The sequence below is a fragment of the Alteromonas sp. CNT1-28 genome (assembly GCF_022348345.1).
GTDB lineage: Bacteria > Pseudomonadota > Gammaproteobacteria > Enterobacterales > Alteromonadaceae > Alteromonas > Alteromonas macleodii.
In genome coordinates this window covers 32,468-59,142 of record NZ_JAKREZ010000030.1, presented here as the reverse complement: position 1 = coordinate 59,142, position 26,675 = coordinate 32,468, and the positions used below count along the sequence as shown (strand labels likewise).

24 protein-coding genes are annotated in these 26,675 nt (G+C 44.2%); 6 read left to right on the top strand and 18 right to left on the bottom strand.

Annotated features, from left to right (window positions below; genetic code table 11):
- Nucleotides 1-140: 140 nt before the first annotated feature.
- The 8 genes from sucD to sdhC form a co-directional block, all read right to left on the bottom strand.
- Nucleotides 141-1,013 (bottom strand): succinate--CoA ligase subunit alpha, encoded by an 873-nt coding sequence (gene sucD, locus MHN02_RS16495; RefSeq protein WP_012518366.1) that lies wholly within the window; start codon nt 1,011-1,013, stop codon nt 141-143.
- Nucleotides 1,013-2,179: an ADP-forming succinate--CoA ligase subunit beta gene (gene sucC / locus MHN02_RS16490; protein ID WP_014949450.1), complete on the bottom strand. Its 1,167-nt coding sequence runs from the start codon at nt 2,177-2,179 to the stop codon at nt 1,013-1,015. The genes sucD and sucC overlap by 1 nt, the downstream gene beginning before the upstream one ends.
- A 152-nt stretch (nt 2,180-2,331) precedes the next feature.
- The gene (gene odhB / locus MHN02_RS16485; RefSeq protein WP_239247404.1) at nt 2,332-3,843 is read right to left on the bottom strand and encodes a 2-oxoglutarate dehydrogenase complex dihydrolipoyllysine-residue succinyltransferase; all 1,512 of its coding nucleotides are present in this window, start codon (nt 3,841-3,843) and stop codon (nt 2,332-2,334) included.
- Nucleotides 3,844-3,852: 9 nt separating this feature from the next.
- Nucleotides 3,853-6,672: a 2-oxoglutarate dehydrogenase E1 component gene (gene sucA, locus MHN02_RS16480; protein ID WP_014949448.1), complete on the bottom strand. Its 2,820-nt coding sequence runs from the start codon at nt 6,670-6,672 to the stop codon at nt 3,853-3,855.
- A gap of 176 nt (nt 6,673-6,848) precedes the next feature.
- Nucleotides 6,849-7,559, bottom strand: coding sequence for a succinate dehydrogenase iron-sulfur subunit (locus MHN02_RS16475; RefSeq protein ID WP_012518362.1), 711 nt, complete (start codon nt 7,557-7,559; stop codon nt 6,849-6,851).
- 14 nt (nt 7,560-7,573) lie between these two features.
- Complete coding sequence (sdhA, locus tag MHN02_RS16470; RefSeq protein ID WP_014949447.1) at nt 7,574-9,346, bottom strand: succinate dehydrogenase flavoprotein subunit; 1,773 nt, start codon at nt 9,344-9,346, stop codon at nt 7,574-7,576.
- A gap of 1 nt (nt 9,347) precedes the next feature.
- Nucleotides 9,348-9,695, bottom strand: coding sequence for a succinate dehydrogenase, hydrophobic membrane anchor protein (gene sdhD, locus MHN02_RS16465; RefSeq protein ID WP_014949446.1), 348 nt, complete (start codon nt 9,693-9,695; stop codon nt 9,348-9,350).
- The gene (gene sdhC / locus MHN02_RS16460; protein WP_014949445.1) at nt 9,689-10,063 is read right to left on the bottom strand and encodes a succinate dehydrogenase, cytochrome b556 subunit; all 375 of its coding nucleotides are present in this window, start codon (nt 10,061-10,063) and stop codon (nt 9,689-9,691) included. The genes sdhD and sdhC overlap by 7 nt, the downstream gene beginning before the upstream one ends.
- 704 nt (nt 10,064-10,767) lie before the next feature.
- On the opposite strand from sdhC, the gene MHN02_RS16455 reads away from it, so the two are divergent.
- Entirely contained in the window at nt 10,768-12,045 is a 1,278-nt protein-coding gene (locus MHN02_RS16455; protein WP_014949444.1) for a citrate synthase, read from the top strand.
- A 99-nt stretch (nt 12,046-12,144) separates the two neighbouring features.
- On the top strand, nt 12,145-12,567 hold the full coding sequence (locus MHN02_RS16450; protein WP_014949443.1) for a DUF3429 domain-containing protein: 423 nt from the start codon (nt 12,145-12,147) through the stop codon (nt 12,565-12,567).
- A gap of 239 nt (nt 12,568-12,806) precedes the next feature.
- On the opposite strand, the gene MHN02_RS16445 is transcribed toward MHN02_RS16450, so the two are convergent.
- The 4 genes from MHN02_RS16445 to MHN02_RS16430 all read right to left on the bottom strand — a co-directional run bounded on the left by MHN02_RS16445 (nt 12,807) and on the right by MHN02_RS16430 (nt 16,995).
- Nucleotides 12,807-14,267, bottom strand: coding sequence for a phosphomannomutase CpsG (locus tag MHN02_RS16445; protein WP_239247402.1), 1,461 nt, complete (start codon nt 14,265-14,267; stop codon nt 12,807-12,809).
- A 194-nt stretch (nt 14,268-14,461) separates the two neighbouring features.
- A complete protein-coding gene (locus MHN02_RS16440; RefSeq protein ID WP_239247400.1) occupies nt 14,462-14,965 on the bottom strand; it encodes a GNAT family protein in 504 nt (167 codons plus the stop codon).
- 115 nt (nt 14,966-15,080) lie between these two features.
- Nucleotides 15,081-15,944, bottom strand: a complete 864-nt coding sequence (locus tag MHN02_RS16435; RefSeq protein ID WP_239247398.1) for a pirin family protein — start codon at nt 15,942-15,944, stop codon at nt 15,081-15,083.
- Nucleotides 15,945-16,029: 85 nt separating this feature from the next.
- A complete protein-coding gene (locus tag MHN02_RS16430; RefSeq protein ID WP_239247397.1) occupies nt 16,030-16,995 on the bottom strand; it encodes a glutathione S-transferase family protein in 966 nt (321 codons plus the stop codon).
- Nucleotides 16,996-17,215: 220 nt separating this feature from the next.
- On the opposite strand from MHN02_RS16430, the gene tcdA reads away from it, so the two are divergent.
- Entirely contained in the window at nt 17,216-17,992 is a 777-nt protein-coding gene (tcdA, locus tag MHN02_RS16425) for a tRNA cyclic N6-threonylcarbamoyladenosine(37) synthase TcdA (RefSeq protein ID WP_239247396.1), read from the top strand.
- A 111-nt stretch (nt 17,993-18,103) separates the two neighbouring features.
- Complete coding sequence (locus MHN02_RS16420) at nt 18,104-18,517, top strand: hypothetical protein (RefSeq protein WP_239247395.1); 414 nt, start codon at nt 18,104-18,106, stop codon at nt 18,515-18,517.
- Between the two features lie 90 nt (nt 18,518-18,607).
- On the opposite strand, the gene MHN02_RS16415 is transcribed toward MHN02_RS16420, so the two are convergent.
- Nucleotides 18,608-19,078 (bottom strand): DUF2919 family protein, encoded by a 471-nt coding sequence (locus tag MHN02_RS16415; protein WP_239247394.1) that lies wholly within the window; start codon nt 19,076-19,078, stop codon nt 18,608-18,610.
- A 306-nt stretch (nt 19,079-19,384) separates the two neighbouring features.
- Between MHN02_RS16415 and rimO the strand changes: the two genes are divergently transcribed.
- Nucleotides 19,385-20,845, top strand: a complete 1,461-nt coding sequence (gene rimO / locus MHN02_RS16410; protein WP_239247393.1) for a 30S ribosomal protein S12 methylthiotransferase RimO — start codon at nt 19,385-19,387, stop codon at nt 20,843-20,845.
- A gap of 161 nt (nt 20,846-21,006) precedes the next feature.
- Nucleotides 21,007-21,819 (top strand): transporter substrate-binding domain-containing protein, encoded by an 813-nt coding sequence (locus MHN02_RS16405; RefSeq protein WP_014949433.1) that lies wholly within the window; start codon nt 21,007-21,009, stop codon nt 21,817-21,819.
- Between the two features lie 128 nt (nt 21,820-21,947).
- Here the strand turns inward: MHN02_RS16405 and MHN02_RS16400 are convergent, their stop codons facing one another.
- The 5 genes from MHN02_RS16400 to msbA form a co-directional block, all read right to left on the bottom strand.
- A complete protein-coding gene (locus MHN02_RS16400; protein WP_014949432.1) occupies nt 21,948-22,607 on the bottom strand; it encodes an SDR family oxidoreductase in 660 nt (219 codons plus the stop codon).
- Nucleotides 22,608-22,738: 131 nt separating this feature from the next.
- On the bottom strand, nt 22,739-23,488 hold the full coding sequence (gene kdsB, locus MHN02_RS16395) for a 3-deoxy-manno-octulosonate cytidylyltransferase (protein ID WP_187447460.1): 750 nt from the start codon (nt 23,486-23,488) through the stop codon (nt 22,739-22,741).
- 42 nt (nt 23,489-23,530) lie between these two features.
- On the bottom strand, nt 23,531-23,725 hold the full coding sequence (locus MHN02_RS16390) for a Trm112 family protein (RefSeq protein ID WP_014949430.1): 195 nt from the start codon (nt 23,723-23,725) through the stop codon (nt 23,531-23,533).
- Nucleotides 23,726-23,730: 5 nt separating this feature from the next.
- Nucleotides 23,731-24,762 (bottom strand): tetraacyldisaccharide 4'-kinase, encoded by a 1,032-nt coding sequence (gene lpxK / locus MHN02_RS16385; protein ID WP_239247392.1) that lies wholly within the window; start codon nt 24,760-24,762, stop codon nt 23,731-23,733.
- Nucleotides 24,759-26,507, bottom strand: a complete 1,749-nt coding sequence (gene msbA / locus MHN02_RS16380; RefSeq protein WP_239247391.1) for a lipid A export permease/ATP-binding protein MsbA — start codon at nt 26,505-26,507, stop codon at nt 24,759-24,761. The genes lpxK and msbA overlap by 4 nt, the downstream gene beginning before the upstream one ends.
- Nucleotides 26,508-26,675: the final 168 nt, after the last annotated feature.

The following is a 26,675-nucleotide window of genomic DNA, read 5'->3' as shown; positions in this document are numbered from 1 at the left end:
CGCCCTTGCCATTCGGATTATCTTCCCCTCAGTCAGGGTGATTCAGGTTTCTTTCAACCTGACGGGTTTGCCAGCTTCGCTGGGCAAACAAAAAAGCCCGCTTAAAGCGGGCTTTTATCACAAAATTGTTAAGCGTTAGCTTACCAACCTGTAGTCTCGCGAAGCGCCTTGCCGATTTCAGCAAGTGAACGTACAGTTTTAACGCCAGCGTCTTCTAGTGCTTTGAATTTCTCATCAGCAGTACCTTTACCGCCTGCGATGATTGCACCAGCGTGACCCATACGCTTACCTGGAGGAGCAGTAACACCAGCAATGTAAGAAACAACAGGCTTGGTTACATTAGCTTTAATGAACGCTGCTGCTTCTTCTTCAGCTGTACCACCGATCTCACCGATCATTACGATAGCTTCAGTTTGTGGATCGTCTTGGAACATCTGAAGGATGTCGATGAAGTTTGAACCAGGAATTGGGTCGCCACCGATACCAACACAAGTAGACTGGCCAAAACCTTCGTCAGTGGTTTGCTTAACCGCTTCGTACGTAAGTGTACCAGAGCGAGAAACAATACCTACTTTACCAGGCTTGTGGATGTGACCAGGCATGATACCAATTTTACACTCTCCAGGAGTGATTACACCTGGGCAGTTTGGACCGATCATGCGAACGCCTTTCGCTTCTACGTATTCTTTAACGTAAAGCATATCTAGCGTTGGGATACCTTCAGTGATACATACGATTAGCTCGATACCCGCATCTGCAGCTTCAACAATTGAATCTTTACAGAAAGGTGCTGGTACATAGATAACTGTTGCAGTTGCGCCAGTTGCTTCTACCGCTTCACGTACAGTATTGAATACTGGAAGACCTAGGTGCTCAGTACCGCCTTTACCTGGTGTTACACCACCAACCATTTGCGTACCGTAAGCAATTGCTTGCTCAGAGTGGAAAGTACCCTGACCGCCAGTGAAACCCTGACAAATTACTTTAGTATCTTTATTAATTAATACAGACATTATTTGCCCTCCGCTGCAGCAACAACTTTCTGCGCTGCATCAGTTAGCGATTCAGCAGCAATGATATCTAGACCAGAGTTCGCTAGAACTTCACGGCCAAGCTCTGCATTGGTACCTTCAAGACGTACAACTACAGGTACTTCTACGCCAACTTCTTTAACCGCACCAATGATACCTTCTGCAATCATGTCACAGCGAACGATACCACCGAAGATGTTAACCAATACCGCTTTAACATTGTCATCAGAAAGGATGATTTTGAATGCTTCAGCTACACGCTCTTTAGTTGCGCCGCCACCAACGTCTAGGAAGTTAGCTGGCTTGCCACCGTGTAGGTTTACGATGTCCATAGTACCCATTGCTAGGCCTGCACCGTTAACCATACAACCTACATTACCGTCTAGCGCAACATAGTTTAGTTCCCACTGAGCAGCATGAGCTTCACGCGCATCTTCTTGTGAAGGATCTTGCATATCTTTCAACTTAGGCTGACGATATAGCGCGTTACCATCGATACCTACTTTCGCGTCTAGGCAGTGTAGGTTACCGTCAGTTTTGATAACTAGCGGGTTGATTTCGATAAGCGCAACGTCAAGCTCTTCAAACATCTTAGCTAGGCCAAGGAAGATTTGAGTGAATTGCTTGATTTGTACGCCAGAAAGACCTAGAGCAAACGCCATTTCGCGCGCTTGATAAGGCTGAGGACCTACAATTGGGTCGATTTCAGCTTTAAGGATTTTCTCTGGAGTTTCTTCTGCAACAGTTTCAATCTCAACGCCACCTTCAGTAGATGCCATGAATACAACGCGACGGGTTGTACGGTCAACTACTGCACCAAGGTAAAGCTCGTTAGCGATATCTGTGCAAGATTCAACTAGGATTTTGCTCACAGGCTGACCGTTTTCGTCAGTCTGGAAAGTCACCAAATTTTTGCCAAGCCAGTTTTCAGCGAAAGCGCGAATGTCGTCTTTGTTTTTAACTAGCTTTACACCGCCAGCTTTACCGCGACCGCCCGCGTGTACCTGACACTTAACTACCCACTCGTTTCCGCCAATTCGGTCAGCGGCTTCTACAGCACCTTGAGCAGTGTCTGCTGCGTATCCTTCAGAAACAGGCAAACCGTATTCTTTGAATAGCTGCTTACCTTGGTATTCATGCAAATTCATGGTGTTTCTATCCGATTTTTAGTAAGACAAAAGCCGCAAATGCGACTTGATTAGTTTGACTGATATTATAGGGCAAATATCAGCGTTGCGTTAGGCGCAAAGCAAGCATACACAAGCTAAACGCCTAACCACAATTCCGTGAGACGAAAGTCTTATACGTCTAGAAGTAGACGTGTTGGATCTTCTAGCATCTCTTTAACGGTTACCAAGAAACCTACTGATTCTTTACCATCGATAATACGGTGGTCATAAGAAAGCGCTAGGTACATCATTGGTAGAATTTCTACTTTGCCATTAACAGCCATTGGACGATCTTGGATTTTATGCATACCCAAAATAGCGCTCTGTGGCGGGTTAATGATTGGTGTAGACATTAGTGAACCAAACACACCACCGTTGGTGATTGTGAAATTACCACCTTGTAGTTCAGCCAATGACAGCTTACCGTCACGGCCTTTAAGTGCTAGTTCCTTAATTCCTTTTTCAACACCTGCCATGCCTAGTGTGTCAGTATCTTTAAGTACTGGTGTTACAAGGCCACGTGGTGTAGAAACAGCAATCGATACATCGAAGTAGTTGTGATAAACAATGTCATCACCGTCGATAGACGCGTTAACTTCAGGGAAACGCTTGAGGGCTTCGGTTACCGCTTTCACGTAGAAAGACATGAAACCAAGGCGAATACCGTGACGCTTCTCAAAGCTGTCTTGGTACTGCTTACGAAGATCCATGATTGGCTTCATGTTTACTTCATTAAACGTTGTTAGCATTGCCGTAGAGTTCTTCGCTTCAAGAAGACGGTTAGCAATTGTCTTGCGAAGACGCGTCATAGGAACACGCTTCTCGGTACGATTACCCGTTGGTAAGTCAGCTGAAACAGACTCAGACGCAGCAGGCGCTGCCTTCGCTGAGCTGTCGCCGCCTTTAAGGTACTTCTCTACGTCTTCTTTAGTGATACGGCCATTTTTGCCAGTGCCTTTCACTTTTGCTGCATCTACGCCTTTCTCAGCAAGTAAACGACGAACAGACGGGCTTAGTGCATCGCTGCTGTCTTCACTATCGTCTGATTCTGCAGATGCCGCTGGTGCAGAAGCACCGCTCGCTGCGCCTTCAACAAACTTAGCAATAACTTCTTCAGCAGTAACCGTAGCGCCTTCTTCTGCAATGATTTCACTAAGTGAACCATCTGCAGGAGCAACAACTTCTAGTACTACTTTATCAGTTTCGATATCAACCAAATTTTGGTCGCGAGAAACTGCTTCACCTACAGCTACGTGCCACGTTGCGATTGTGGCGTCAGCTACAGATTCAGGAAGTACTGGTACTTTAACATCAGATGTTTTTCCAGAAGCCGCTGGAGCCGCATCTGATTTAGAATCGTCTTTCGCTTTGCTTTCAGTTTTAGCTTCAGCTGGTGCAGCAGCACCACCCTTTTCTAGTTTAGCAATAACTTGCTCGCCTAAAACAGTTGCACCCTCTTCGTTTAGGATCTCACCAATTGTACCGTCCGCTGGCGCCACAACTTCTAAAACCACTTTATCAGTTTCAATATCAACCAGGTTCTGGTCTCGTTTAACTGCGTCACCGGCCTTTACGTGCCAGGTTGCAATGGTGGCATCGGCAACTGACTCAGGTAGAACCGGAACTTTTATCTCAATTGTCATTACTGTTCCTTATTTAATTGTGAGTGCGTTTTCAACCAGAGCTTTCTGTTGCTGGTTGTGAACGGATACATAACCTACTGCAGGTGACGAGGATGCATCACGGCCTGCATATGTTAATTTTGCACCATCTGGAATTGCTTGCCAGAAATGGTGTTGGCTACAGTACCAAGCGCCTTGGTTTTGAGGCTCTTCTTGACACCAAACCCAATCTTTTACGTGGCTGTATTGTGCCACAACTTTAGCGCATTCTTCTTGTGGGAATGGATAAAGTTGCTCTAAACGGATGATTGCGACGTCTGTTTGCTCATTTTTACGGCGCTGGTCTAACAAATCGTAGTAAACCTTGCCTGAACACATAACAACACGCTTCACATTCTTCGGATCGATATCATCAATTTCGCCAATTACGTTATGGAATTTGCCTTCTGCAAGTTCCTCTAACGAAGATACAGCCATTGGATGACGTAATAGTGACTTAGGTGACATCACGATAAGTGGTTTACGCATTGGACGAACCACTTGGCGTCTAAGCATGTTGTAAACCTGAGCGGGTGTTGAAGGTACACACACTTGCCAGTTGTGGTCAGCACACATTTGCAAGAATCGCTCAAGACGCGCAGAACTATGCTCTGGGCCTTGGCCTTCATAACCATGTGGAAGTAAAACGGTTAGGCCACACAAACGGCCCCACTTCGCTTCACCTGAGCTCAAGAACTGATCAAATACAACCTGAGCGCCGTTAGCGAAGTCACCAAACTGGGCTTCCCAAATAGTCAGACACGTAGGCTCCGCTGTCGCATAACCATACTCAAATGCCATAACCGCTTCTTCTGAAAGCACAGAGTCGTAAATTTCGATCTCGCCCTGTCCTTCACGAATATGCTGTAGTGGCATATATGTCGACGCATCTTTTTGATTGTGCAATACCGCGTGACGGTGGAAGAAAGTACCACGGCCTGAATCCTGACCGGTAATACGAATATCTTCGCCGGCATCAACGATAGTTGCATAGGCCAAGTTTTCAGCCATGCCCCAATCAAGCATTTTCTCGCCAGCAACCATCGCTTTACGGTCTTGGTAAAGCTTGTTTACGCGAGACTGAAGCTTGTGCTCTTCAGGAATAGTAGTGATTGACTCACCTAGCTCTTTGAGCTTCTCAACTGAAAGCGAACCATCGTAAGGCGTATCCCAGTCGTGACCAAGATATGGAGACCAGTCAACGCTGTGCTCTGTCATTGGACGCCACTCTTCAACAACGCACGCGCCGTGGTCGAGCGCTTCACGATATTCTTCAAGATAGCGGTCTGCGTCACGTTGTTCAATCACACCTTCAGCTATTAACTGGTCAGCATAAAGAACACGTGGAACCGGGTGCTTCTTAATTTTTTGGTACATCAACGGCTGCGTGGCGTTTGGCTCATCCGCTTCGTTGTGACCATGACGACGGTAACAAACTAAATCAATTACAACGTCTTTCTTAAACTTATTGCGGTATTCAAGCGCAAGCTGCGTAACAAAGGCAACCGCTTCTGGATCGTCTGAGTTCACATGGAAAATCGGTGCCTGTACCATCTTCGCGATGTCAGTACAATATTGCGTTGAACGGGTATCTTCAGTCTTCGATGTGGTGAAACCAACTTGGTTATTTACCACAATACGAACCGTACCACCTACAGCAAAGCCGCGAGTTTGCGACATGTTGAAGGTTTCTTGTACTACACCCTGACCAGCAATTGCCGAGTCACCGTGAATAGTGATAGGCAGTACTGTATTCGTGTCATCATTGCGACGCGCAAGACGTGCACGTACAGACCCCATAACTACAGGGTTTACAATCTCAAGGTGAGACGGGTTAAACGCTAGTGCTAAGTGAACATTGCCGCCTGGAGTCGCGAAGTCAGACGAGAAACCTGCGTGGTATTTCACGTCACCCGCGCCTAGTGAGTCGTCGTGCTTACCTGAAAATTCATCAAACAGCACCGATGGGTTTTTACCCAATACGTTAACTAGCACGTTCAAACGACCACGGTGAGCCATGCCGATAACCACTTCTTTGGTACCTGCAGTGCCAGCCTTGGTGATTAAACCTTTCAGCATAGGAATAAGTGCATCGCCGCCTTCTAGAGAGAAACGCTTTGCCCCTGGGAATTTAGAACCCAAGTACTTTTCCATTCCGTCAGCCGCAGTAAGACCTTTAAGAATTCCTAGCTTTTCGTCGCGAGAAATTTCAGGCTTTGCTTGAACAGATTCAATTTTTTGTTGCAACCAGCGTTTCTGTTCAGTATCGGTAATATGCATGTACTCTGCACCGATAGAGCCACAGTATGTGCGGTTTAACGATTTAAACAGTTCACCCAATGGCATTGAATCTTTGCCAATGGCATACGAACCTACATTGAATACTGAATCGAAATCTTGCTCAGAAAGGCTGTGGTGAGAAAGTTCTAAGTCGCGTACACGCTCTTGTTTCCATAGACCTAGCGGGTCAAGGTTTGCGTGCTGATGACCGCGGAAGCGGAACGCATTGATTAACTGAAGAACTTTAACTTGCCTGTCGTCTGAAACATTTGCAGAAGGCACAGACGGACTAGACATGCGGGCGGTTGGCCCTAACGCAGCAAGTTGCCTAAATTGATTTTTAATTGTTGTATGATTGGTTTCTAACTCTACGCCATCGACTTTGGGGAGGTTATCGAAGATTTGTCGCCAATTTTCAGAGACACTTTGCGGGTCTTCTAAATAAGTTTCATACAACTCTTCAACATAGGCAGCGTTGGCACCTGCCATGTGCGAGGAATCCCACCACGCTTTCATCACGCTTTCTTGCATTTAATTTGCCTTGCTACGTTTTATAAAATCTAGTTAACAATCAAGATGTATTATAAGGTTATTCTCAGCATAACCAAGTGTTATAACAGCGAATATATAAAAAAATAGCCATCCTTTTGGGATGGCTATTTAGAGCATCACTATCTGTAACTTTAGGAAGTTATCAGAATATAGTACTAAACAGCCCGTTGTAAAAGCATAGACTTAATTTGGCCTATCGCTTTTGTAGGGTTTAAGCCCTTAGGACATACACTTACACAGTTCATGATACCGTGACAGCGGAATACGCTGAACGCATCATCAAGGTCGTTAAGACGCTCTTCAGTTGCCGTATCACGGCTATCGATAAGGAAACGATACGCGTGAAGTAGACCAGCAGGACCGATGAACTTATCAGGATTCCACCAGAAAGATGGGCATGACGTTGAACAACATGCACATAGAATACACTCGTAAAGACCGTCAAGTTTCGCACGCTCTTCAGGTGACTGTAAGTGTTCGCGCGCTGGCGGCTGCTTACTGTCGTTGATTAAGAACGGCTTAATCTTTTCGTACTGTGTGTAGAACTGCGTCATATCAACAACAAGGTCACGTACAACAGGTAGACCTGGAAGTGGACGAACTACTATTTTACCTTTGCCCAGTGCAGATAAAGGAGTGATACACGCAAGGCCATTTTTGCCGTTCATGTTCACACCGTCTGAACCACACACACCTTCACGGCAAGAGCGACGGAAAGAAAGCGTCGGATCCTGTTCTTTAAGTGCAAGTAGCGCGTCTAGCACCATCATGTCCTGACCTTCCTCTACTTCTAGAGTGTAGTCTTGCATGCGAGGCTTCGCATCTACTTCTGGGTTGTAACGATAAATCGAAAAAGTTAATTGCATGATCGTTGCCTCTCTTAATATGAACGCACTTTAGGCGGGAATGCTTCCCTAAGCTTAGGCGCCATATTCACTTCACGTTTAAGCATTTTATCAGTGTTCGGATCGTAGATGCTGTGGCATAACCAGTTATCGTCATCACGGTCTGGGAAGTCGAAGCGGCTGTGAGCACCACGGCTTTCCGTTCTGAAGTTCGCTGCTACTGCTGTGCTGTACGCGGTTTCCATTAGGTTATCAAGCTCTAAACATTCAATACGCTGGGTATTGAAGTCTGCGCTCTTGTCGTCAAGGCGTGCATGCTTAAGACGCTCGCGAATTTCGCTAAGCTCTTTAAGACCTTCCGCCATTGCTTCACCTTCACGGAATACTGAGAAGTTAAGCTGCATGCATTTCTGCAAGTCTTTCTTAATTTGTACTGGGTCTTCGCCCTTACCTTTCTCTGAATTTTCCCAACGGTTGAAACGCGTCATAGAGGCTTCAAGATCAGACTCTGATGCGTCGCGTGTTGGTGCCATTTCAGACAATGTCTTACCAAGGTGTAAACCAGTCGCGCGACCGAATACAACAAGGTCAAGAAGTGAGTTACCGCCAAGACGGTTTGCACCGTGTACAGATACACAGGCAATCTCACCACATGCAAATAGACCGTTAACAACCTTGTCGTTACCGTTTTCATCAACCGTTAGACATTGGCCATCAACATTTGTAGGAATACCACCCATCATATAGTGACAAGTAGGAATTACTGGAATTGGTTCTTTCACTGGGTCAACGTGCGCAAACGTACGTGAAAGTTCAAGGATACCAGGTAGACGAGACTCAAGAACGTCTTTACCAAGGTGGTCAAGCTTAAGCTTAATGTGGGTACCCCATGGGCCTTCACAACCGCGACCTTCACGAATTTCAGTCATCATTGAACGCGCAACAACGTCACGACCAGCAAGATCTTTCGCGTTAGGTGCATAACGTTCCATGAAACGTTCGCCGTCTTTATTGAGAAGGTAACCACCTTCACCACGACAACCTTCCGTTACCAATGTTCCTGCGCCAGCGATACCCGTTGGGTGGAACTGCCACATTTCCATATCTTGAACTGCAACGCCTGCACGAAGTGCCATACCAACACCGTCACCGGTATTGATGTGTGCGTTTGTAGTAGATGCGTAAATTCGACCTGCACCGCCTGTTGCTAATACAACAGCGCGAGACTTGAAGTAAACTACTTCACCAGATTCGATATCAATCGCGGTACAACCAACAACGTCTCCGTCTTGGTTCTTAACTAGGTCAAGTGCATACCACTCAGAGAAAACTTTTGTTTTGTTCTTTACGTTTTGCTGGTAAAGAAGGTGTAGAAGCGCGTGACCAGTACGGTCAGCTGCAGCTGCTGTACGAGCGCCCTGCTCGCCACCAAAGTTCTTAGACTGACCGCCAAAAGGACGCTGGTAGATTTTACCGTTTTCGAAACGAGAAAATGGTAGACCCATATTTTCCATTTCGATAATTGCTTCTGGACCAGTTTTACACATGTATTCGATAGCGTCTTGGTCACCAATATAATCAGAACCCTTAACGGTGTCATACATGTGCCATTCCCAATTGTCTTCGTGTGAATTACCAAGTGCTACAGTAATACCACCTTGAGCAGACACAGTATGAGAACGGGTTGGAAATACTTTTGATAACAGTGCACATGATTTACCAGACTGCGAAATCTGTAGTGCTGCGCGCATACCTGCACCGCCAGCACCAATTACTACTGCATCAAACTCGTGAACGGGTAAACTCATTTTACACTCCCCACAATACGAATAGGCCAACAGCTACATAGCCGAATGCGATGATATTTAAGATATATTGTAGTCCTGCGCGCAGACCTGCTGATTTAACATAGTCTGTAAGCACCTGCCAAAGGCCGATGCGCACGTGGATCATCACTGCTACTAGTGCTGCCAATGTGAAAACTTTCATAGCCAGGCCAGAGAACAACCCTCGCCATTCGATAAACGTTAGGTTATCGGTGGTAATAAAGAACCACGCCATGAAAACCGAGTACGCGAAAATAATTGCTGCTGTAGCGCGAAGTGAAACGTAGTCTTGTACGCCGTCACGCTTAATGCTTGCTTGGTTGGTTACCATAATGCAACTCCCAATACTACGGTCAGTACAACCCAAAGTGCGATTACAGCTTTTGCACTTGTGTTACCCGACTCTAATTCTTCCCAGTGACCTAAATCCATAACAACGTGTCTTAGGCCGCCTAGAATGTGATATGTCAGCGCTGAAGCTGTGCCAATTGCGACAAATTTTCCAAAGAAACCGTCCATGATTGCTTGTACGTCCGCGAAACCTTCAGGCGAATGAACAGAAACTGCCCATGCCCAGATAACAAAAAGTAGCGCGAAGAACATTGCAACACCGGTTACACGGTGGAGAATTGACGAAATAGCAGAGGGCGGAAATTTAATAGTATTGAGTTCTAAATTTACTGGTCTTTGCTTTTTCACAATGTATGCCTGTTTAATCCGTAGGGGATAATGAATTTCTTACCTTTATTATGTCCTGAGTAAGTGAATTCGATTTTTAACCTGTTAATTGCCTCATCCATTGAGTTGTTAACAATTTGTGAATTATTCTTTAATGCCTGTAACAGAATAATTATTCCATTTCCAAAGCACCGCTGAGTATATCCAGCGTAGTATATAATTACAATTTTTTGTGCCGTAGTAAGACTTTAGTCGCTATATACACTTTTATGATAATTATTTTGAATAAAAAGAGATCAAAATTGAGCGCAACACGTTTAAACGAGCGCAATTACAGTGTTAAGAAGTTTACCAGCAGCTAAATGGAATAACTATGCATAACAACGAGAAATTAAGCACTTTTAATCTGTATGCGTATTTATTCTTCATCAAAAGGTTACTTTTTAAACTAACCTGTTAATATATTTATCGTTCGGTGGTTTACCTTTATCGAAAAGCCATTGATAATTGCACCGTATCGGGCAAAGTGAAATCCCAACGAGTTAATTAATCGTTATCTGATTGCTAGTATTTTTTTAAGCAATTCGGAATATTTATTGTGCAAATATGCAATTAAATTGACTTGTTGGTGCATAATAAAGTACAAATACGCCCACTTTTCCCAACGAAGCGGATATTTTCGTCCGTTTTCGCTGCAAACAGAACCATTCTGAGGAGAGCATTTTATGGCAGATCAGAAAGCCATTCTTAAAGCCGGCGGTAAGGAAATCGAGCTTCCTATCTTGTCTGGCACCGAAGGACAAGATGTAATCGATGTCCGTACGTTAGGCCAGCACGGTTATTTCACGTACGACCCAGGTTTTATGGCGACAGGATCTTGCGAGTCTTCAATTACCTACATTGATGGCGCTCAAGGTGTATTATTACACCGCGGTTTCCCTATCGAAGAACTAGCGCGTGATGCAGACTACTTAGAAGTTTGTCACATGCTTCTTCACGGTGATGCACCAACAAAAGAACAGTACGAAGAATTTAAAGAGACAATTACTCGTCACACCATGGTACATGAACAAATTAACATGTTCTTCCACGGTTTCCGCAACGACGCCCACCCTATGGCAATGCTATGTGGTACCGTTGGCGCGATGTCTTCGTTCTACCACAGCGATTTAGACGTTTCTAATGAAGAACAGCGCATTCGCAGCGCGCACCGTCTAATTGCTAAAATGCCTACTCTTGTTGCTATGTGCTACAAGTACAATGTAGGTCAGCCGTTTGTTTATCCACGAAACGACTTAAGCTATGCAGCTAACTTCCTGAACATGATGTTCTCTGTACCAGCAGAAGAATATCAAATCAGTCCAGCTGTTGAGCGCGCGATGGACCGTATCTTTACGCTTCACGCAGACCACGAACAGAATGCTTCAACGTCTACCGTTCGTCTTGCCGGTTCTTCTGGTGCGAACCCATATGCATGTATTTCTGCTGGTGTTGCTTCACTTTGGGGTCCTGCTCATGGTGGTGCAAACGAAGCATGTCTGAACATGCTAGAAGAAATTGGCACAGTTGATCGTATTCCTGAGTTTATTGCACGCGCTAAAGACAAGAATGACCCATTCCGTCTTATGGGCTTCGGTCACCGTGTTTATAAGAACCACGATCCACGTGCAACGGTAATGCGTGAAAGTTGTCACGAAGTACTAAGCGAACTTAATGTTAAAGATCCACTACTAGAAGTAGCAATGGAGCTTGAAAAAATTGCATTGAGTGACCCGTACTTTGCAGAGAAGAAACTGTTCCCGAACGTAGACTTCTATTCTGGTATCGTACTTAAAGCGATTGGTATTCCAACTAACATGTTTACGTGTATTTTTGCCCTGTCTCGTACAGTAGGTTGGATTTCACACTGGCATGAAATGATGAGCGACCCTAAACAAAAAATTGGTCGTCCTCGTCAGCTTTACACTGGTCATAACCAGCGTAAGTACACGCCAATTAAGTAGTAAATTAGTAAATACTGAACTAAGTATTACGCTTAATAGTAAAAATAGCGCCTTTAAGGCGCTATTTTTGTTTATACAAGATTACTTCAAGGAACAACAATGCCCTATTCAGCGGTTTTTCTAGGTATTGCCGGTCTCATTCCTTTTGTGGCTATGCCACTGGCTTATCAGCTTAACCTGTTATCGCTTACACAAAGCGCCGTTTACTTTGTCCAATACTCAGCCGTGCTATTGTCTTTCTTTGGAGGTATCCATTGGTGGGACGCGATAAGTAATCAACGTTACGACAAGCAAATGTTAGTCGCTATGTTGCCGACCATAATTGGGTGGTTGTGTTTAGTGTTCTCTCACGACGTGAAGGTGTTTGGCGTTCTATCGCTAAGCTACGTCGCCGTACTTATTTACGACAAGTTTATCCTTAGTCTTCCTAAAGAGCAGATTGTAAGTTACATAAGCTTGCGGATGGGATTAACAAGTGTCGTTGTTATCTGTCACGCCTGGATGATTTACTTGCTCGTATAACGTTACTACTAACAGCTTAGCGTTAAAGGCATGACATTAGTTAATTGCAAAAAAAGTAATAGAGGCAGAAGCCTGCGGTGCTTAAGCGAATGTCTAACTCAATCAAACCGGTTACGCATAACCCTTATAAGCAATTGATAAACAATGATTTAACAGGTATAAATCTCGAAAACAAAAAAGGCGATAATATCACTATATTATCGCCTTCGTTCTAGCGTTATTAACGAAAAGTACCGTGGTTATTCAGCGCGAATGAGCGAAAGTAGCTCTTCGGTTTTTTGTTCCATCAACGCTATGTCGCCTTTACTTTCAACGTTTAAACGAATAACTGGCTCAGTATTCGATTTACGTAAATTAAAGCGCCATGTGCCAAACTCCAGACCCAAACCATCAGTAGTATCGATTACGCTGGCTAGTGGCTGATATTTACTTGTAACACGTTCCAGCGCTGCGTCAGCATCTTTTAGTTTACTGTTAATTTCACCAGAAGATGGAAACGCTTCAATTCGCGCTTTTACCATACTCGCTAGTGTTTGCTTTTTCACACACACCAATTCGGCAATTAACAACCAAGGGATCATGCCTGAATCACAGTAGGCAAAATCTCTAAAGTAATGGTGCGCACTCATTTCACCGCCATAGACCGCATCTTCTTTGCGCATACGCTCCTTAATAAACGCATGGCCGGTTTTCGACTTAATAGGTGTACCACCTGCATTCGCTACGATATCTTCTGTATTCCAGTATACGCGAGGGTCATAAATGATTTTACTGTCGGTGTTTTTCTCGATAAAGGCTTCAGCAAGCAAGCCAACGATATAATACCCTTCAATAAATTCACCATCAGCGTCAAACAAGAAGCAACGGTCGAAATCACCATCCCATGCAATGCCAAAATCAGCTCCCGACGCTTTAACAGCGTCAGCCGTGTCAGCACGGTTTTCAGGTAACAATGGATTGGGGATGCCGTTTGGAAATGTACCATCAGCATTGTGATGTACTTTAACAAACTCTATCGGAACACCCTGCACTTTCATTTCTTTTTCAATAGCGTCTAGCGCGGGGCCTGCGGCACCATTACCTGCATTAACCACCACTTTTAACGGCGTAAAATTGTTCAAATTAACGTAAGAAAGCATGTGAGAAACATAGTCAGACATACACGATTTAACCGCATATTTATCGGTTTCAGAAAGCTTGTCTTCTTTTACATGGGCCGTACCGTTAAAAAACGCATCAGCATCAATCGACGCACCCTCAGTGTAGTGTGCTAATCGCTCTGACACGAAGCTATCTTCTAGTGCTTCCGCTTTCTCTTTTATCGCGTTTAGGCCTGTGTCGCCACTAATTGGAACAGAGCCTGACTTCACCAGTTTCATACCGTTGTAATTAATGGGGTTATGACTTGCCGTTACTTCAATACCACCATCAACGCCAAGGTGTTTGGTAGCGAAGTAAATTTCTTCTGTTCCTGCCATGCCAATATCGGTCACTGTTGCACCAGCATCGATTAGACCCGCGCTTAACGCTAATTTCAATGGTGTTGACGTAAGACGCACATCACTACCAACAACAACAGTTTTCGCGTTTAATTCTTGCGCAAAAGCATAGCCAATTCGATACGCTACATCTTCAGTCAGTTGTGAGTTCAATTCGCCACGAATATCGTACGCTTTAAAGCAGGTAATTGGGGTTGCCATTTGGATCGAAATTCCCTGTGTTTTAACTATTTATGATTACATTATCGCTTTTTACAACAAAAAAGCGCATACGCCCCTTTCTTATTGTCGTAAAAGAGATTAGACATACCGATATTAAATCATTAGAGGGAGTGAATTACTAATTCAATTTAAACAGCGCAACGTTTTACTCACGCTGTTTTCAATCGATGAAATTAAAGCGCGAGTTCGAAGTAGATACTGTTATGGAAAGCGCCTTGATGACGATACTTTCGGCGAAAGCACAGCTTTGGACTAAAACCATTCTTGATAAGGACTTTTTCAGAAGCGGCATTGTTGTCCATGACCTCTGCAGTGAGCAATTTTATGCCCATGCTTTTGGCCTCCTCAATTAAAAATGAGACGCAGTGAGAAGCAATGCCTTTTCCACAATCTTTCTCTGCAACTCGATAGCCGATTTCCGCCTTGTCGCCTGCTCTATTTTTGATGTTAGCACGCGCTACAATCTGGTTATTTCGTTGCTCATCAACAAGCACAAAACCCCAAGCTCTTTTCTGCTGTTGTAAGTAAAGCAATTCGCTAATGTGGTAGCCAACGCCATCCAATGAATAGAACGCTGCCTCTCTTGGTGCTATAGACGATTCAAAATAGGCTTTGTTACTACGCTCAAATTCTAAAAGTGATAGCACGTGTTTTTCGGCGACGCTTTCAAAATGCATTGGCAGTGCAGCTCCTTGCTGAACCTAATGAAGAGGTATTGACTAAAAGCCCAGTCTACTACCAGTCCGCATAGATAATTACCCATCGTCGAATCAAATCAGGCAAACCTTGTATCTACTTTACTAATGAACCGCTTTGGTAATCGTTAAATGCCTGAACAATTTCCTGCTGAGTGTTCATTACAAAAGGCCCATATTGGACAACAGGCTCTTTAATAGGTTTACCTGAGACCACTATAAACTTACAACCTGTATCAGCGGATACAGATAACTGCTTGCCACTTTGTGACAAAACACCCAGCTCTCCCTGCGACACAATTGTTTCTTTGCTAAGTTCGCCGCTATTAATGACCACGCTTCCCTCGTACACATAAATAAAGGCAGCTTCATCCGAACCCAGTGCAATTTCCGAACTCCCGCTTCGTAGTGCAACGTCTAAAAAAGTAGGAGCAACCGCCGTTGTCTTCACAGGCCCTTTCACACCGTCAATTTCACCTGCTAACACTTTGATTACTGCATCTTGAATGTGTACTGTAGGCACACTATCTGGCTGTATGTCTTGATAGTTAGGCGCTGACATTTTCTCTACGGCCGGAAGATTCACCCACAGCTGAAAGCCTTGTAACAAGCCCTCCTCCTGCTCTGGCATTTCTTCATGTATTATGCCTCGACCCGCATTCATCCATTGAATGCCACCAGCATCAATAACCCCCTCATTGCCTACAGAGTCTTTATGGCGCATTTTTCCTGCAAGCATATAAGTAACTGTCTGAAAACCACGGTGAGGATGTGGTGGAAAACCAGCAATGTATTCACCTGGATTATCTGAACCAAAAAAATCCAACATTAAAAAGGGATCGAGGCGAGGTAGATCAGGTTGTCCGATAATACGTGTAAGTGACACCCCCGCGCCATCACTTGTTGGCATACCTGTAACCACTTTCTCTATCGATTTTTGTTCACTCACTTCCACTGACATAATGTGTATCTACCTTAAATCTTAACCTTCACTATCTTTTTACGAGCTTCACGTTTAGCTTTTTGTATTACCGACCTTGGGTGCTTCAACGTCCCATTTTATCGCGACCGTGAGGCGACATAAGATCTTGCTCTGGCCCAACGGGGATTACCTGGGTTGGATTTATCATAGTATGGCTGTAGTAATAGTGCCTTTTGATATGGTCGAAGTTTACCGTTTCAGCAACACCCGGAACTTGATAAAGTTCTTTCATATAGCCGTAAATATTTGGATAGTCTGCAATTTGTTTTTTATTGCATTTAAAGTGCCCGTGATACACAGCGTCGAAGCGTATCAGTGTGGTAAATAAGCGCCAGTCAGCTTCTGTTATTTTGCTGCCAACCAAATAACGTTGTTTACTCAACCTTTCTTCAACCCTATCTAACGCGCAGAACAATGCAGTTACTGCCTCTTCATAGGCCTCTTGCGTTGTAGCAAATCCAGCTTTATACACGCCATTATTTATGTCGTGATACACCATATTGTTGATGGCATCAATTTCTTCACGTTGGGCGTTAGGATAATAATCGTCTTCATTATTAGTCAGTGAATTAAACCCACTGTTAAAAATACGAATAATTTCAGCTGATTCATTATTAACGATAGTTTCTGTTCGTTTATCCCAAAGGATTGGAACAGTGACACGGGTGGTTATCTCAGGTTCTGCCTTAGTATAAATTTGATGCGCATAATCGAAGTTATAAAGCTTATCTCCCGTTGATCCTGGGTAATCTTTAAACTCCCAGCCTTGATCAAGCATCTCAGGGTGTACCACCGAAACATCAATATGCGCCTCCAATCCCTTTAACTTTCTAAATATGAGCGCTCTGTGGGCCCAAGGACAAGCTAACGAGACATAAAGATGATAGCGACCAGATTCAGCGGGAAACGTGGAACCATCTTCATTACTAACTTTGTCACGAAATTTAGATGCTTGGCGCTCAAATTTCCCACCATTTTTGCTGGTGTCGTACCACTTGTCTTGCCATTTTCCATCAACGAGTAAGCCCATATGCCTGCCCCTTTTTATTACTTCATTAAACAATGAATCCATTTAAACATGTATTGGGTAGAACGTATGTCGCTTAAAATCGGATTTATTATTCGAAAAAACTGGAGTGTATTGATCTTTAGTGTCCACTTTTGAGATGATGCGCGCCCTGCTAGCGTGCTTGCACGTTTTTGTGTAAACACACGCCTTTGAGTTAGTTTATTTTTAAGTGAAGTGAAACATGTCTGATGATCCACGTTTAGGCGGTATTGTGCGTTTATATGGCGCACAGCAAACTAATAATTTAGCCAACAGTCATGTGGCTGTAGTCGGCATTGGCGGTGTGGGAAGTTGGACTGCAGAAGCACTAGCTCGTTCGGGCATTGGTACTATAACCCTTATTGATTTAGACGATGTTTGCGTAACTAATACAAATCGTCAAATTCACGCGCTTTCCAATACCATAGGGGAAGCAAAGGTCGACGCCATTGCATCGAGAATTCACTTGATAAATCCTGCTTGCAAAGTGATCTGTATTGAGGATTTTGTCACCCCAGACAATACGGCCACGCTTTTGACCAAAGAAATGCACGCTGTAGTCGATGCCACTGACAGTATTCGCGCTAAAGCGGCGATGATAGCTCACTGTAAACGCAACAAAATTCCCATTGTTACGGTTGGCGGTGCGGGCGGTCAAATAGACCCAACTCAAGTCACTAAAGGCGATTTAGCTAAAACAACACAAGACCCCCTAGCAGCTAAGCTACGCAGTGAGCTTAGACGTAACTATAATTTTAGTAAAAACCCAAAACGTCGCTTTGGCGTTGAGTGTATCTATTCAACAGAGCAATTGCGCTACCCACAACCAGACGGCTCGGTTTGTTACAACAAATCTGCAATGGAAGGTGGTACTCGACTAGACTGTGCAGGCGGCTTTGGTGCTGTGGTCACGGTAACCGCCACCTTTGGTATGTTTGCCGCTGCAAGTGTAATAAATAGATTAACTGGACAAAAATAGACTTTGGCCGATAACTTGCGCACAATAGTCAAAAACTTATAACACCTTGTCTTAACGACTTTTTAAGCGTTAGCTTGTTATAACAAAAGTATCGGTGAGAAGGAGAACAACATGTCACCTGATGAACTCAATAAATTAATGGCAGATTGCGCGAAGGACGCTGTGGTAACAGCAGCTGATGAGTTCGATATTGTACTCGACCACTCACCCGCTAGCGTAGCACTGGTGGACGACATTTTACTTAGTTTCGTAGATAAATATCACGATTTAGCGTTAGAAGATGAAGCAGTGTTCACCATCTGTAATATCTTTGGCGCTTACGTTGGAGAAATTTTAAAAGCGCAGCTAGATGGTGAATGGATTTACGATCAGTCAAATCCTAAAGCACCTGCCGTTTTTCTTCAGGTTGGTGAAAATACCTATGCCTTAGCGGGTATTTGCTATGAACGTCTGGTTAACGACAGTCAAATCAGCGTATTTGCCTACTATGAACAGGCGTTGGGGAACCACTTACGCAGCCTCTAACGTTCTGACAGATTTTGCACTCAGTTTTACGACTGTTCAATTGAGTGCATTTAATATATTTCCGATAAAGATGTTTTTGGAGAATGAGGTTCAGGGGTTAGGTGTTTCCCAATCCTCTACCATCCACTTTAAATGACGACTTTTTGAAATTGCGTACAAGGCTATACTGTAAAAAACGATTTTTACACCCGTAATAGTTTCAAACCCCCAGTGATGATGCATAGCGTAGTAAAGCTGAACACTTAACAATGCCAACACCCCCAATTGAGCCAGCGGAATAACCCATCGGCGCCATGCTAAAAAGCCTTTTTTCCATAAGCGATCTCGTTGACTAACCAAAGATAACGCAATTAACACCGGTAAACTTGCCGCTAACCCCAACCCTAACGTTTCTTTTTGTGGGTAAAAGAACGTAAGTAACTCACTAGTTAGAGTGCGGGAAGCCAGAGAAAAGACGAACGCGAGCCAGTCAATGCATAGAAGTATAAACACGCTGTAAAGCCAACGGGGAGGTAGAATTCGCCCTGACTCATCATAAAAAGTTAGCGGTAATTTAAGCATGCATTCACTTCTATTTTATTAATTTGAACCCTAAAGCGCATTCAACTCTGATAATGTTTACTTTTAAGAAGTGATAAATGTGGGGGTGAGTAAGGTATTTTTAAACCTTGTTCGTGCCGCTTTTACAATGAAACCCGTGGCCGTTTAAACTTGTTTTCACGTTTAGTGCCTAAATTACGGCTGTATTGTGACCATGCGTCAATAATTTATATCTTGGTCGCTAATTATATATACTGCGTACAAGCGTGTTTTCCTGTATAATCCGCGGCCATTTTAAGCTCAGTCATTTCCCAGGTGATATTTTAGATGACAGTAGAAACGTTTAATCCAAACAAAGTAGTAAATAAAACCACCACGCTAGAAACGCCAGTGAAGGTATTAAGTGACAACAAACCTTCGCAACAAAGCAATGGAAGCAGAATTGGTTTTGTTAGCTTAGGTTGCCCTAAGAACTTAGTTGATTCAGAGCGTATTCTTACTCAACTTCGCACCGAAGGTTATGACGTAGTCCCTACCTACAACGATGCCGACTTGGTTATCGTTAACACCTGTGGATTCATTGACGCGGCGGTAGAAGAGTCATTAGACACTATAGGCGAAGCACTTAAAGAAAACGGCAAAGTTATCGTTACCGGGTGTTTAGGTGTTAAAGAAGACGAAATTAGAGAGCTTCATCCAAATGTACTGGCTATCACGGGGCCTCATGCCTACGAAACGGTAGTTGAGCAAGTACACGATCATCTTCCAAAACCCCAGCACAATCCGTTTGAAGATCTCATCCCTGACCATGGTGTAAAATTAACGCCTCGTCATTATGCTTATTTAAAGATTTCAGAAGGCTGTAACCACCGTTGCACGTTCTGTATCATTCCTTCTATGCGTGGCGACCTTGTCAGCCGCCCAGTGGGTAACGTACTCGATGAAGCTAGGCGTTTGAAAGACGCTGGTGTTAAAGAGCTATTGGTTATTTCACAAGACACTAGCGCCTATGGTGTTGATGTTAAGCACAGAACGGGCTTTTGGAACGGCATGCCGGTTAAAGCACACATGCAACAGTTGTGTGAAAAGCTGGGCGAAATGGGCATTTGGGTCCGTTTACATTACGTGTACCCTTACCCGCATGTGGATGACCTAATTCCACTAATGAACGAAGGTAAAATCCTTCCTTATTTGGATATTCCGTTTCAACACGCCAACAAACGTATTCTTAAGTTAATGAAACGCCCAGGTAGTGCTGAGCGCGTATTAGAGCGCGTTAAAAAGTGGCGCGAACAGTGCCCATCATTAGTCATTCGTTCGACATTCATCGTCGGCTTTCCGGGCGAAACGGAAGAAGAGTTTGAAGAGTTATTGGACTTCCTTCGCGAAGCGCAGCTTGATCGTGTTGGTGCATTCGCCTATTCCCCTGTTGAAGGTGCAAGAGCAAATGACCTCCCCGACCCAGTGCCAGAAGAAGTGAAACAAGCTCGCCTTGCACGGTTTATGGAAGTACAGGGCGAAATAAGCGCAGCGCGACTTCAAGCGAGAATCGGTAACGAATATCAAGTTGTTATCGACAGCGTTGATGCGGAAGGTGCCGTCGGCCGTACCTATGCAGACGCACCGGAAGTTGATGGTCTGGTTCATTTAAACGGCGTTTATGACGTAAAACCTGGCGATCGTGTTTGGGCTGAAGTTATTCACGCTAACGAACACGACGTATGGGCAGTATTGTCTGAAGACCAAGACGAAGAAGACGAAGGCGAAGTAGCTGATCCCGCGCTGTAACTTTCGATTAACTGCAGTCTATACTCGAAAGTCACCTATTCGTTATTTTTGTAACCCTATCGGCTAATTGCCAGTCGATAGGGTTTTATGTATAACAGACCCTATACATAATTAAACAAGTAAAACTATCAATGCCATCTTCTGTGGTACGTTAATAAAATATGGCAATGTTACCCTACTCCAAACTGAAACACTCTTCCCGCCACATCTTGTCATTTGGCATAGTGCTCATTTTAACTTTCGTATTCAACCCTCGTGCACTTGCCAGTACAGAGTGCAAGACTTTACACACCGCGGGAGCACAACAGTGGTTTCCCTACGCATTTAACGAGTTTGAAGGAAGGTTGAAAGCTACGGGGATAGCATTTGACGTTTTAACCCTGCTAGCACGGGATTTAGGTGTCACACTAAAGATAGAAACCGGGCTCCCCTGGAAACGAATAGAATCCAAACTCGACGCGGGCGAGCTTGATATTTTGGCGGGAAACTATTGGAACGAAGCTCGTAGTCGAAAATGGCTTATCACCGCACCGTTTGCAGCAGAAGAGGTTTACGTTGTGCTCTCTCCTTCACTTTCTCAAACGCGAGGTACCGACCTTTCGCTTAACGCACTCGCGCAATATATTGGTGTGATGCCTCGAGGAATAAGCTTAGGTGAAAAATTCGATAGCATTAAATCAAACTTGAATATTATCGAAGTTAAAGACCACGACAAAATGTATGAAATGATGCGTCGACATCGTGCTGATTACGCAGTTTCACCACAAAGCGCAGCACTAAGCCACTTGAACGACCCAGAAAATGATGGCATGCGAATAAGCCAGTCACCTATATCTTCAAACAATGTACATTTTGCTATCTCCGCCAAATCTAAGTGCGCATCACTATTTCCAGAGTTTAACCAAGCCCTTAGCGCTCGTTTAAAAGACGGGTCTATTAAGCAAATCATTGATACGTATGATTTAACGCGCTAAAAAGCTAAGGCGCGTTGGAATCATGTAGTTAAGAACACGTGTAGTTGAAAAGTAAAAGAGCGCTTTTCGTAAGCGCCCTTTTGGTGTTATGCACTATTGATTGAGTTTGTGGCAAACCAACATTAAACCTACCAAGGCAACTCATCACCATTTGAATGGATGAAGCGACCTGCGTTAGATACATTTAGCTCATCTATGCGTTGTGACAAACGCTCAGCGCAGGTATCAGCATCAATATCTCCCGCTCCATTCACCATTTCTGTTTGAACGAATCCAGGATGGAAAATACCTACTGCAATCCCCTTGGGCTTCAGATCATTCGCCATGGAAACTCCCGCCGCGTTTAGTGCGGCTTTGGACATTCGGTAGCCATAGTAGCCGCCTGACCCATTGTCTGCCATTGAACCCATGCGACTGGTTATCATGGCAATTTTACCGTCTTTTGCCATTGCGGGTAATAGTGTTTGAGTAACTAACAATGGACCTAATGCATTAACCCTAAATTGATAATCGATGGTATTTGGATCCCAATCGTCAATACTCTCGCGTCCGAGCACTCCGGCATTATTAATGAGCAAATCGATGTTAACGTCCATTAAAGGTGCAAGCTTTTCAGCCAACATTTCTGGTTGGGATACGTCCACACCTTTGATGATTGTCACACCAGCACTGTTTAGCTCGTCGCAACTGTTTCGACAGGTAGCATAAACTTTCGCACCACGTGCTTTATATTGCTTGGTGAGCGCAAGGCCTATGCCTCTGTTGCCACCGGTAATAACTACGTTCATAACGGTTCCCTTGTTACTATGTGTATGCGTTTAAAAGGTTTCACTCACCTTTTATAAGAACTGGCTGTTTAGATAAGGCTTGTTGCTAATTTACTACAAGGCGTCAGCCCTATTTCAGCACTCATTTCTTATTAACTTATAGTCTTTAAAAGACGTTCTAGATCTTCCGGGGTATCAATTCCAACTGGCGGTGGCGCTATCGCCACCTCACAGTGAATCTTATCGCCATACCATATGGCTCGAAGCTGTTCTAAGGATTCAATTTGCTCCAGAGAGCTAGGCGCATAAGCAACATATTGCTTAACGTATTCAGCACGATAGGCATAAATACCTATATGGCGTTTGTACAGCGACGTATTTGCAGATTGCGGCTTTGCCATCATGTGATCGCGTTCAAAAGGAATAGGAGAACGTGAAAAATAGATAGACTCACCCTTTTCGTTTACCAATACCTTAACGATATTGGGGTTAAACACATCCTCAACACTTTCAATAGGCGTAGATAACGTAGCCATCTGACACTGAGGCGCATTGGCAAGATTATCTGCAACCTGCCTGATGTTTTCGGCGGGAATAAATGGCTCATCCCCCTGTACGTTAACCACAATAGTAGAACTCGCAATGCCTTCTTTTTCGATAACCTCGGCAATGCGCTCTGTTCCAGATTGGTGGTTGACAGACGTCATGCATACTTGAGCAAAACCTAGCACGACGTTTTGAATACGTTCATCGTCCGTGGCAACAATGACGTTATCCGCTCCAGCTTCTTTAGCACGTTCAACCACATGTTGAATCATCGGCTTTCCATCAATAAGCGCTAAGGGTTTGCCAGGAAACCGACTTGAGCCGTATCGAGCAGGGATCACAACTGTAAATGACATAACTTTATTTCGCCCTTATTTACCACTTAGATTAACGTTTTATTACCGTGTCGCGTCAACATCGTCTAACGACAATGCTGTTGCTTTACTTTCGATAAGTACAGGGATGCCATCTTTAATATCGAAAGCCAATCTATCAAATCGACACACTAACTGGGTGCTATCATCACTCAGAACTAATTTTCCCTTACACACTGGGCAAGCCAAAACTTCTAAAAGCTTTTTATCAAAGGCCATTGTTATTATTCCTGTCCGTCTTGGTTGATCTTCAAACCTGCCTTGGCAAGTTTCACATTTACTAAATTAAAAAAGTCTGGCGCTAAATGCGCGGTAACAGGTAAAAACCAGCAGTCGTTATGAGCAAAAGGTGCAGCTTTAACGGCGTCTTTTTCTGTCATTAATACTCTGCCATTCGGTATGTCTGACCGTGTGATCGCATGGTGATCCGCCAGCGGTGTAGCTGAAGAAAGCTGGATACCCATTTCTTTAAGCTGAGAGAAAAAACGCTGAGGTGAACCTATTCCAGCAATTGCGTTGCACGGCACTTTTTGTATCTCTTCAAGGGGACTGGTTCTTACTCTGTTTGAAACAGAGGTGAAGTCCCCAGCTACTAAGGTCATTAGATATTGAGGCGCTACAGCATGGCTAAATGTCGGCATTGAACGGCTATTATGTACTAGCGCATCAACGGTACCAAGGCGCCATTGTCCTTCGCGAAGGGGCCCCATTGGCAGCAAATATCCACTGCCTACTTTTCTATCGTCCATCACCACAATTTCAGCGTCGCGATGAAGTGCGTAATGTTGAAGGCCGTCATCACAAATAATTAAATCGCAGTGTAATTCGTCACTTAAGTACGCGGCTCCACGTGCGCGGACTGGATCGATAACAACGTCGCACTGGCTTCTAATGGTCAGTAAACGAGGTTCGTCTCCCACCTCAGACGCATCATCTTCGCCTTTCACTAATCGCGGGTATTCTGGTGATTTAGCGCCATAGCCCCGACTTAAAATGCCGACCTTAAAGCCCTGCTTCTGGTAATAATCGGCTAAAGCTAATACGACTGGCGTTTTGCCGTTGCCGCCCACTGATATGTTGCCAACGACAATCACGGGAGCGTTAGCCTTAAAGGCCTTTTTGAATCCAATTTTAAAAAGTAACCGGCGAATTGCCGAAATAAAGTAGAACAGCAGCGCAAATGGTGAGAGCAGCCACACTAAAGGATGGCCGAAATACCATTTATCGTGCTTGGTTTTACTTTGTGATTGACTCACTTAGTCTCACCAAATTGTAACGCGTGCAGTTGCGCGTAGTGACCACCTTTTTCAAGCAATTCGTTGTGTTTACCTTTTTCAATAATGCGCCCCTGCTCCACTACCATAATGCAATCTGCGTTTTCGATGGTAGACAAACGGTGCGCCACAACAATGCTGGTGCATCGTTTTTGCAGCGTTTCTAATGCGTCTTGGATCAAACGCTCAGACTCTGTATCAAGGGCAGATGTCGCTTCATCCAGAATAAGTATGGGCGCTTCGGCAAGTATTGCCCTTGCAATGGCAATACGCTGACGCTGGCCGCCCGAAAGCATCAAGCCGTTTTCACCAATTACCGTATCTAGTCCTTCAGGTAAGTTCGATAAGAACTCTTCAACATGCGCCATTTTTGCCGCATTCTCGATGTCTTTACGTGATACGTTTTGGCGCGCACCATAAGCAATATTGTTAGCTATGGTATCGTTAAATAGCGTAACGTTTTGCGATACCACGGCGAACTGCGCCCGCAGATCTTTAAGATCAATATCGTTGAGCGCCGTGTCATCCAAGCGAATTTCACCTTCTTGCGGTACATAAAAGCGTGTAAGCAGCGACGAGATGGTCGATTTACCACTTCCCGAGCGCCCTACCAAAGCAATCGACTGCCCAGGGTTTGCGATAAAGCTCACATTAGATAACGCGGGCGTCTGTTTTCCTGGATAAGAAAATGTAACGTCGTCAAATTCAATTTTTCCTGTTGCGCGCTCTACTTTGGTTTTCCCTTTATCTTCTTCGTCTGCTTCATCAAGAATTTCAAAAATACTGGCGCAGGCTGCCATACCTTTTTGAAATTGGTTATTAATGGTAGTGAGCTGTTTAAGGGGCTTCAGCAGCATTACCATGCAAAAGACCACATTGATAAATACACCTGCAGTAAGCTTTTCAAGCATACCAGGCGTGCTGGCAATAAACAGAACGACTGCAAGGGCAATTGACGCTATTACCTGTATTGAAGACACACTCAAAATAGAAGTGACATTCAACTTCATTGACTGTTGACGGTTGTGATTGTTTTTCTGCTCGAAACGCTTTTGCTCTATTTCTTGACCGCCAAACATGATCACAACTTTGTGACCTTTCACCGCTTGCTCTACCGACGATGTTAGGTTGCCCATTGATTGTTGAATGTTTTTACTTACAACGCGAAAACGCTTACTAACGATAGAAACAATCACTGCCACAATCGGGCCAATTAAAAGAAATATGAGAGAAAGCTGCCATGAGTAATAGAACATGACACACAGCAAACCGATGACCAGTGCGCCTTCCCTCACCAATGTTAGCAGCGCCTTACCAGATGCATTAGCCACTTGCTCTGTGTCGTAGGTGACTTTACTGATAAGCCCGCCAACCGCATGATTATCGTGAAATGCCACTGGAAGATGAATGTATTTTTCAAACAACTGCTGGCGCATGCGCATTACCACCTGAGCACCAATCCAGCTTAGCGTGTAACTACCTAAAAAGTTGAAAACACCCCGTAACAAAAAGAGCGGCACAATCGCATATGCGGCTAGACGTAGATAGTCATGGTCGTTTTTCCCCAGTGATTCGTCAATCATTGGCTGAAGCTGGGAAAATACGAAGGTATCTACCGCGGAATAACCAACCATACCGATGATGGCAAAAACGAAAGGCACTTTATACGCTTTAAGATACTGTAAAAAGCGCTTAATTTGATAATCCGAGTTGTCGGCTTGTTGCATGTAGTTTTTTTAACCTGTTTGAAACGTTAACAAAAACGCGTTGGAAGTATTGTACTCGTTCTCGCTCTAATTCACTAATATAGCGGCAAAATTGGTTAGTCTGCCAACTAAGTGAATAATGTGTGGCCACTTCATACCTATTTAAAGGTATTCGTGTACATCTTCGTT

Bases quoted from the DNA above. Each gene is read 5' to 3' on its own strand.
- MHN02_RS16405 (WP_014949433.1), top strand. From the start codon at position 21,007: ATGGCAATGTTACCCTACTCCAAACTGAAACACTCTTCCCGCCACATC.
- rimO (WP_239247393.1), top strand. From the start codon at position 19,385: ATGACAGTAGAAACGTTTAATCCAAACAAAGTAGTAAATAAAACCACC.
- sucA (WP_014949448.1), bottom strand. From the start codon at position 6,672: ATGCAAGAAAGCGTGATGAAAGCGTGGTGGGATTCCTCGCACATGGCA.
- MHN02_RS16390 (WP_014949430.1), bottom strand. From the start codon at position 23,725: ATGGCCTTTGATAAAAAGCTTTTAGAAGTTTTGGCTTGCCCAGTGTGT.
- msbA (WP_239247391.1), bottom strand. From the start codon at position 26,507: ATGCAACAAGCCGACAACTCGGATTATCAAATTAAGCGCTTTTTACAG.
- MHN02_RS16475 (WP_012518362.1), bottom strand. From the start codon at position 7,559: ATGCAATTAACTTTTTCGATTTATCGTTACAACCCAGAAGTAGATGCG.
- MHN02_RS16415 (WP_239247394.1), bottom strand. From the start codon at position 19,078: ATGCTTAAATTACCGCTAACTTTTTATGATGAGTCAGGGCGAATTCTA.
- tcdA (WP_239247396.1), top strand. From the start codon at position 17,216: ATGTCTGATGATCCACGTTTAGGCGGTATTGTGCGTTTATATGGCGCA.
- sdhA (WP_014949447.1), bottom strand. From the start codon at position 9,346: ATGAGTTTACCCGTTCACGAGTTTGATGCAGTAGTAATTGGTGCTGGC.
- MHN02_RS16430 (WP_239247397.1), bottom strand. From the start codon at position 16,995: ATGGGCTTACTCGTTGATGGAAAATGGCAAGACAAGTGGTACGACACC.
- MHN02_RS16445 (WP_239247402.1), bottom strand. From the start codon at position 14,267: ATGGCAACCCCAATTACCTGCTTTAAAGCGTACGATATTCGTGGCGAA.
- odhB (WP_239247404.1), bottom strand. From the start codon at position 3,843: ATGACAATTGAGATAAAAGTTCCGGTTCTACCTGAGTCAGTTGCCGAT.
- MHN02_RS16435 (WP_239247398.1), bottom strand. From the start codon at position 15,944: ATGTCAGTGGAAGTGAGTGAACAAAAATCGATAGAGAAAGTGGTTACA.
- kdsB (WP_187447460.1), bottom strand. From the start codon at position 23,488: ATGTCATTTACAGTTGTGATCCCTGCTCGATACGGCTCAAGTCGGTTT.
- MHN02_RS16455 (WP_014949444.1), top strand. From the start codon at position 10,768: ATGGCAGATCAGAAAGCCATTCTTAAAGCCGGCGGTAAGGAAATCGAG.
- MHN02_RS16400 (WP_014949432.1), bottom strand. From the start codon at position 22,607: ATGAACGTAGTTATTACCGGTGGCAACAGAGGCATAGGCCTTGCGCTC.
- MHN02_RS16450 (WP_014949443.1), top strand. From the start codon at position 12,145: ATGCCCTATTCAGCGGTTTTTCTAGGTATTGCCGGTCTCATTCCTTTT.
- MHN02_RS16420 (WP_239247395.1), top strand. From the start codon at position 18,104: ATGTCACCTGATGAACTCAATAAATTAATGGCAGATTGCGCGAAGGAC.
- sdhD (WP_014949446.1), bottom strand. From the start codon at position 9,695: ATGGTAACCAACCAAGCAAGCATTAAGCGTGACGGCGTACAAGACTAC.
- sucC (WP_014949450.1), bottom strand. From the start codon at position 2,179: ATGAATTTGCATGAATACCAAGGTAAGCAGCTATTCAAAGAATACGGT.
- MHN02_RS16440 (WP_239247400.1), bottom strand. From the start codon at position 14,965: ATGCATTTTGAAAGCGTCGCCGAAAAACACGTGCTATCACTTTTAGAA.
- sucD (WP_012518366.1), bottom strand. From the start codon at position 1,013: ATGTCTGTATTAATTAATAAAGATACTAAAGTAATTTGTCAGGGTTTC.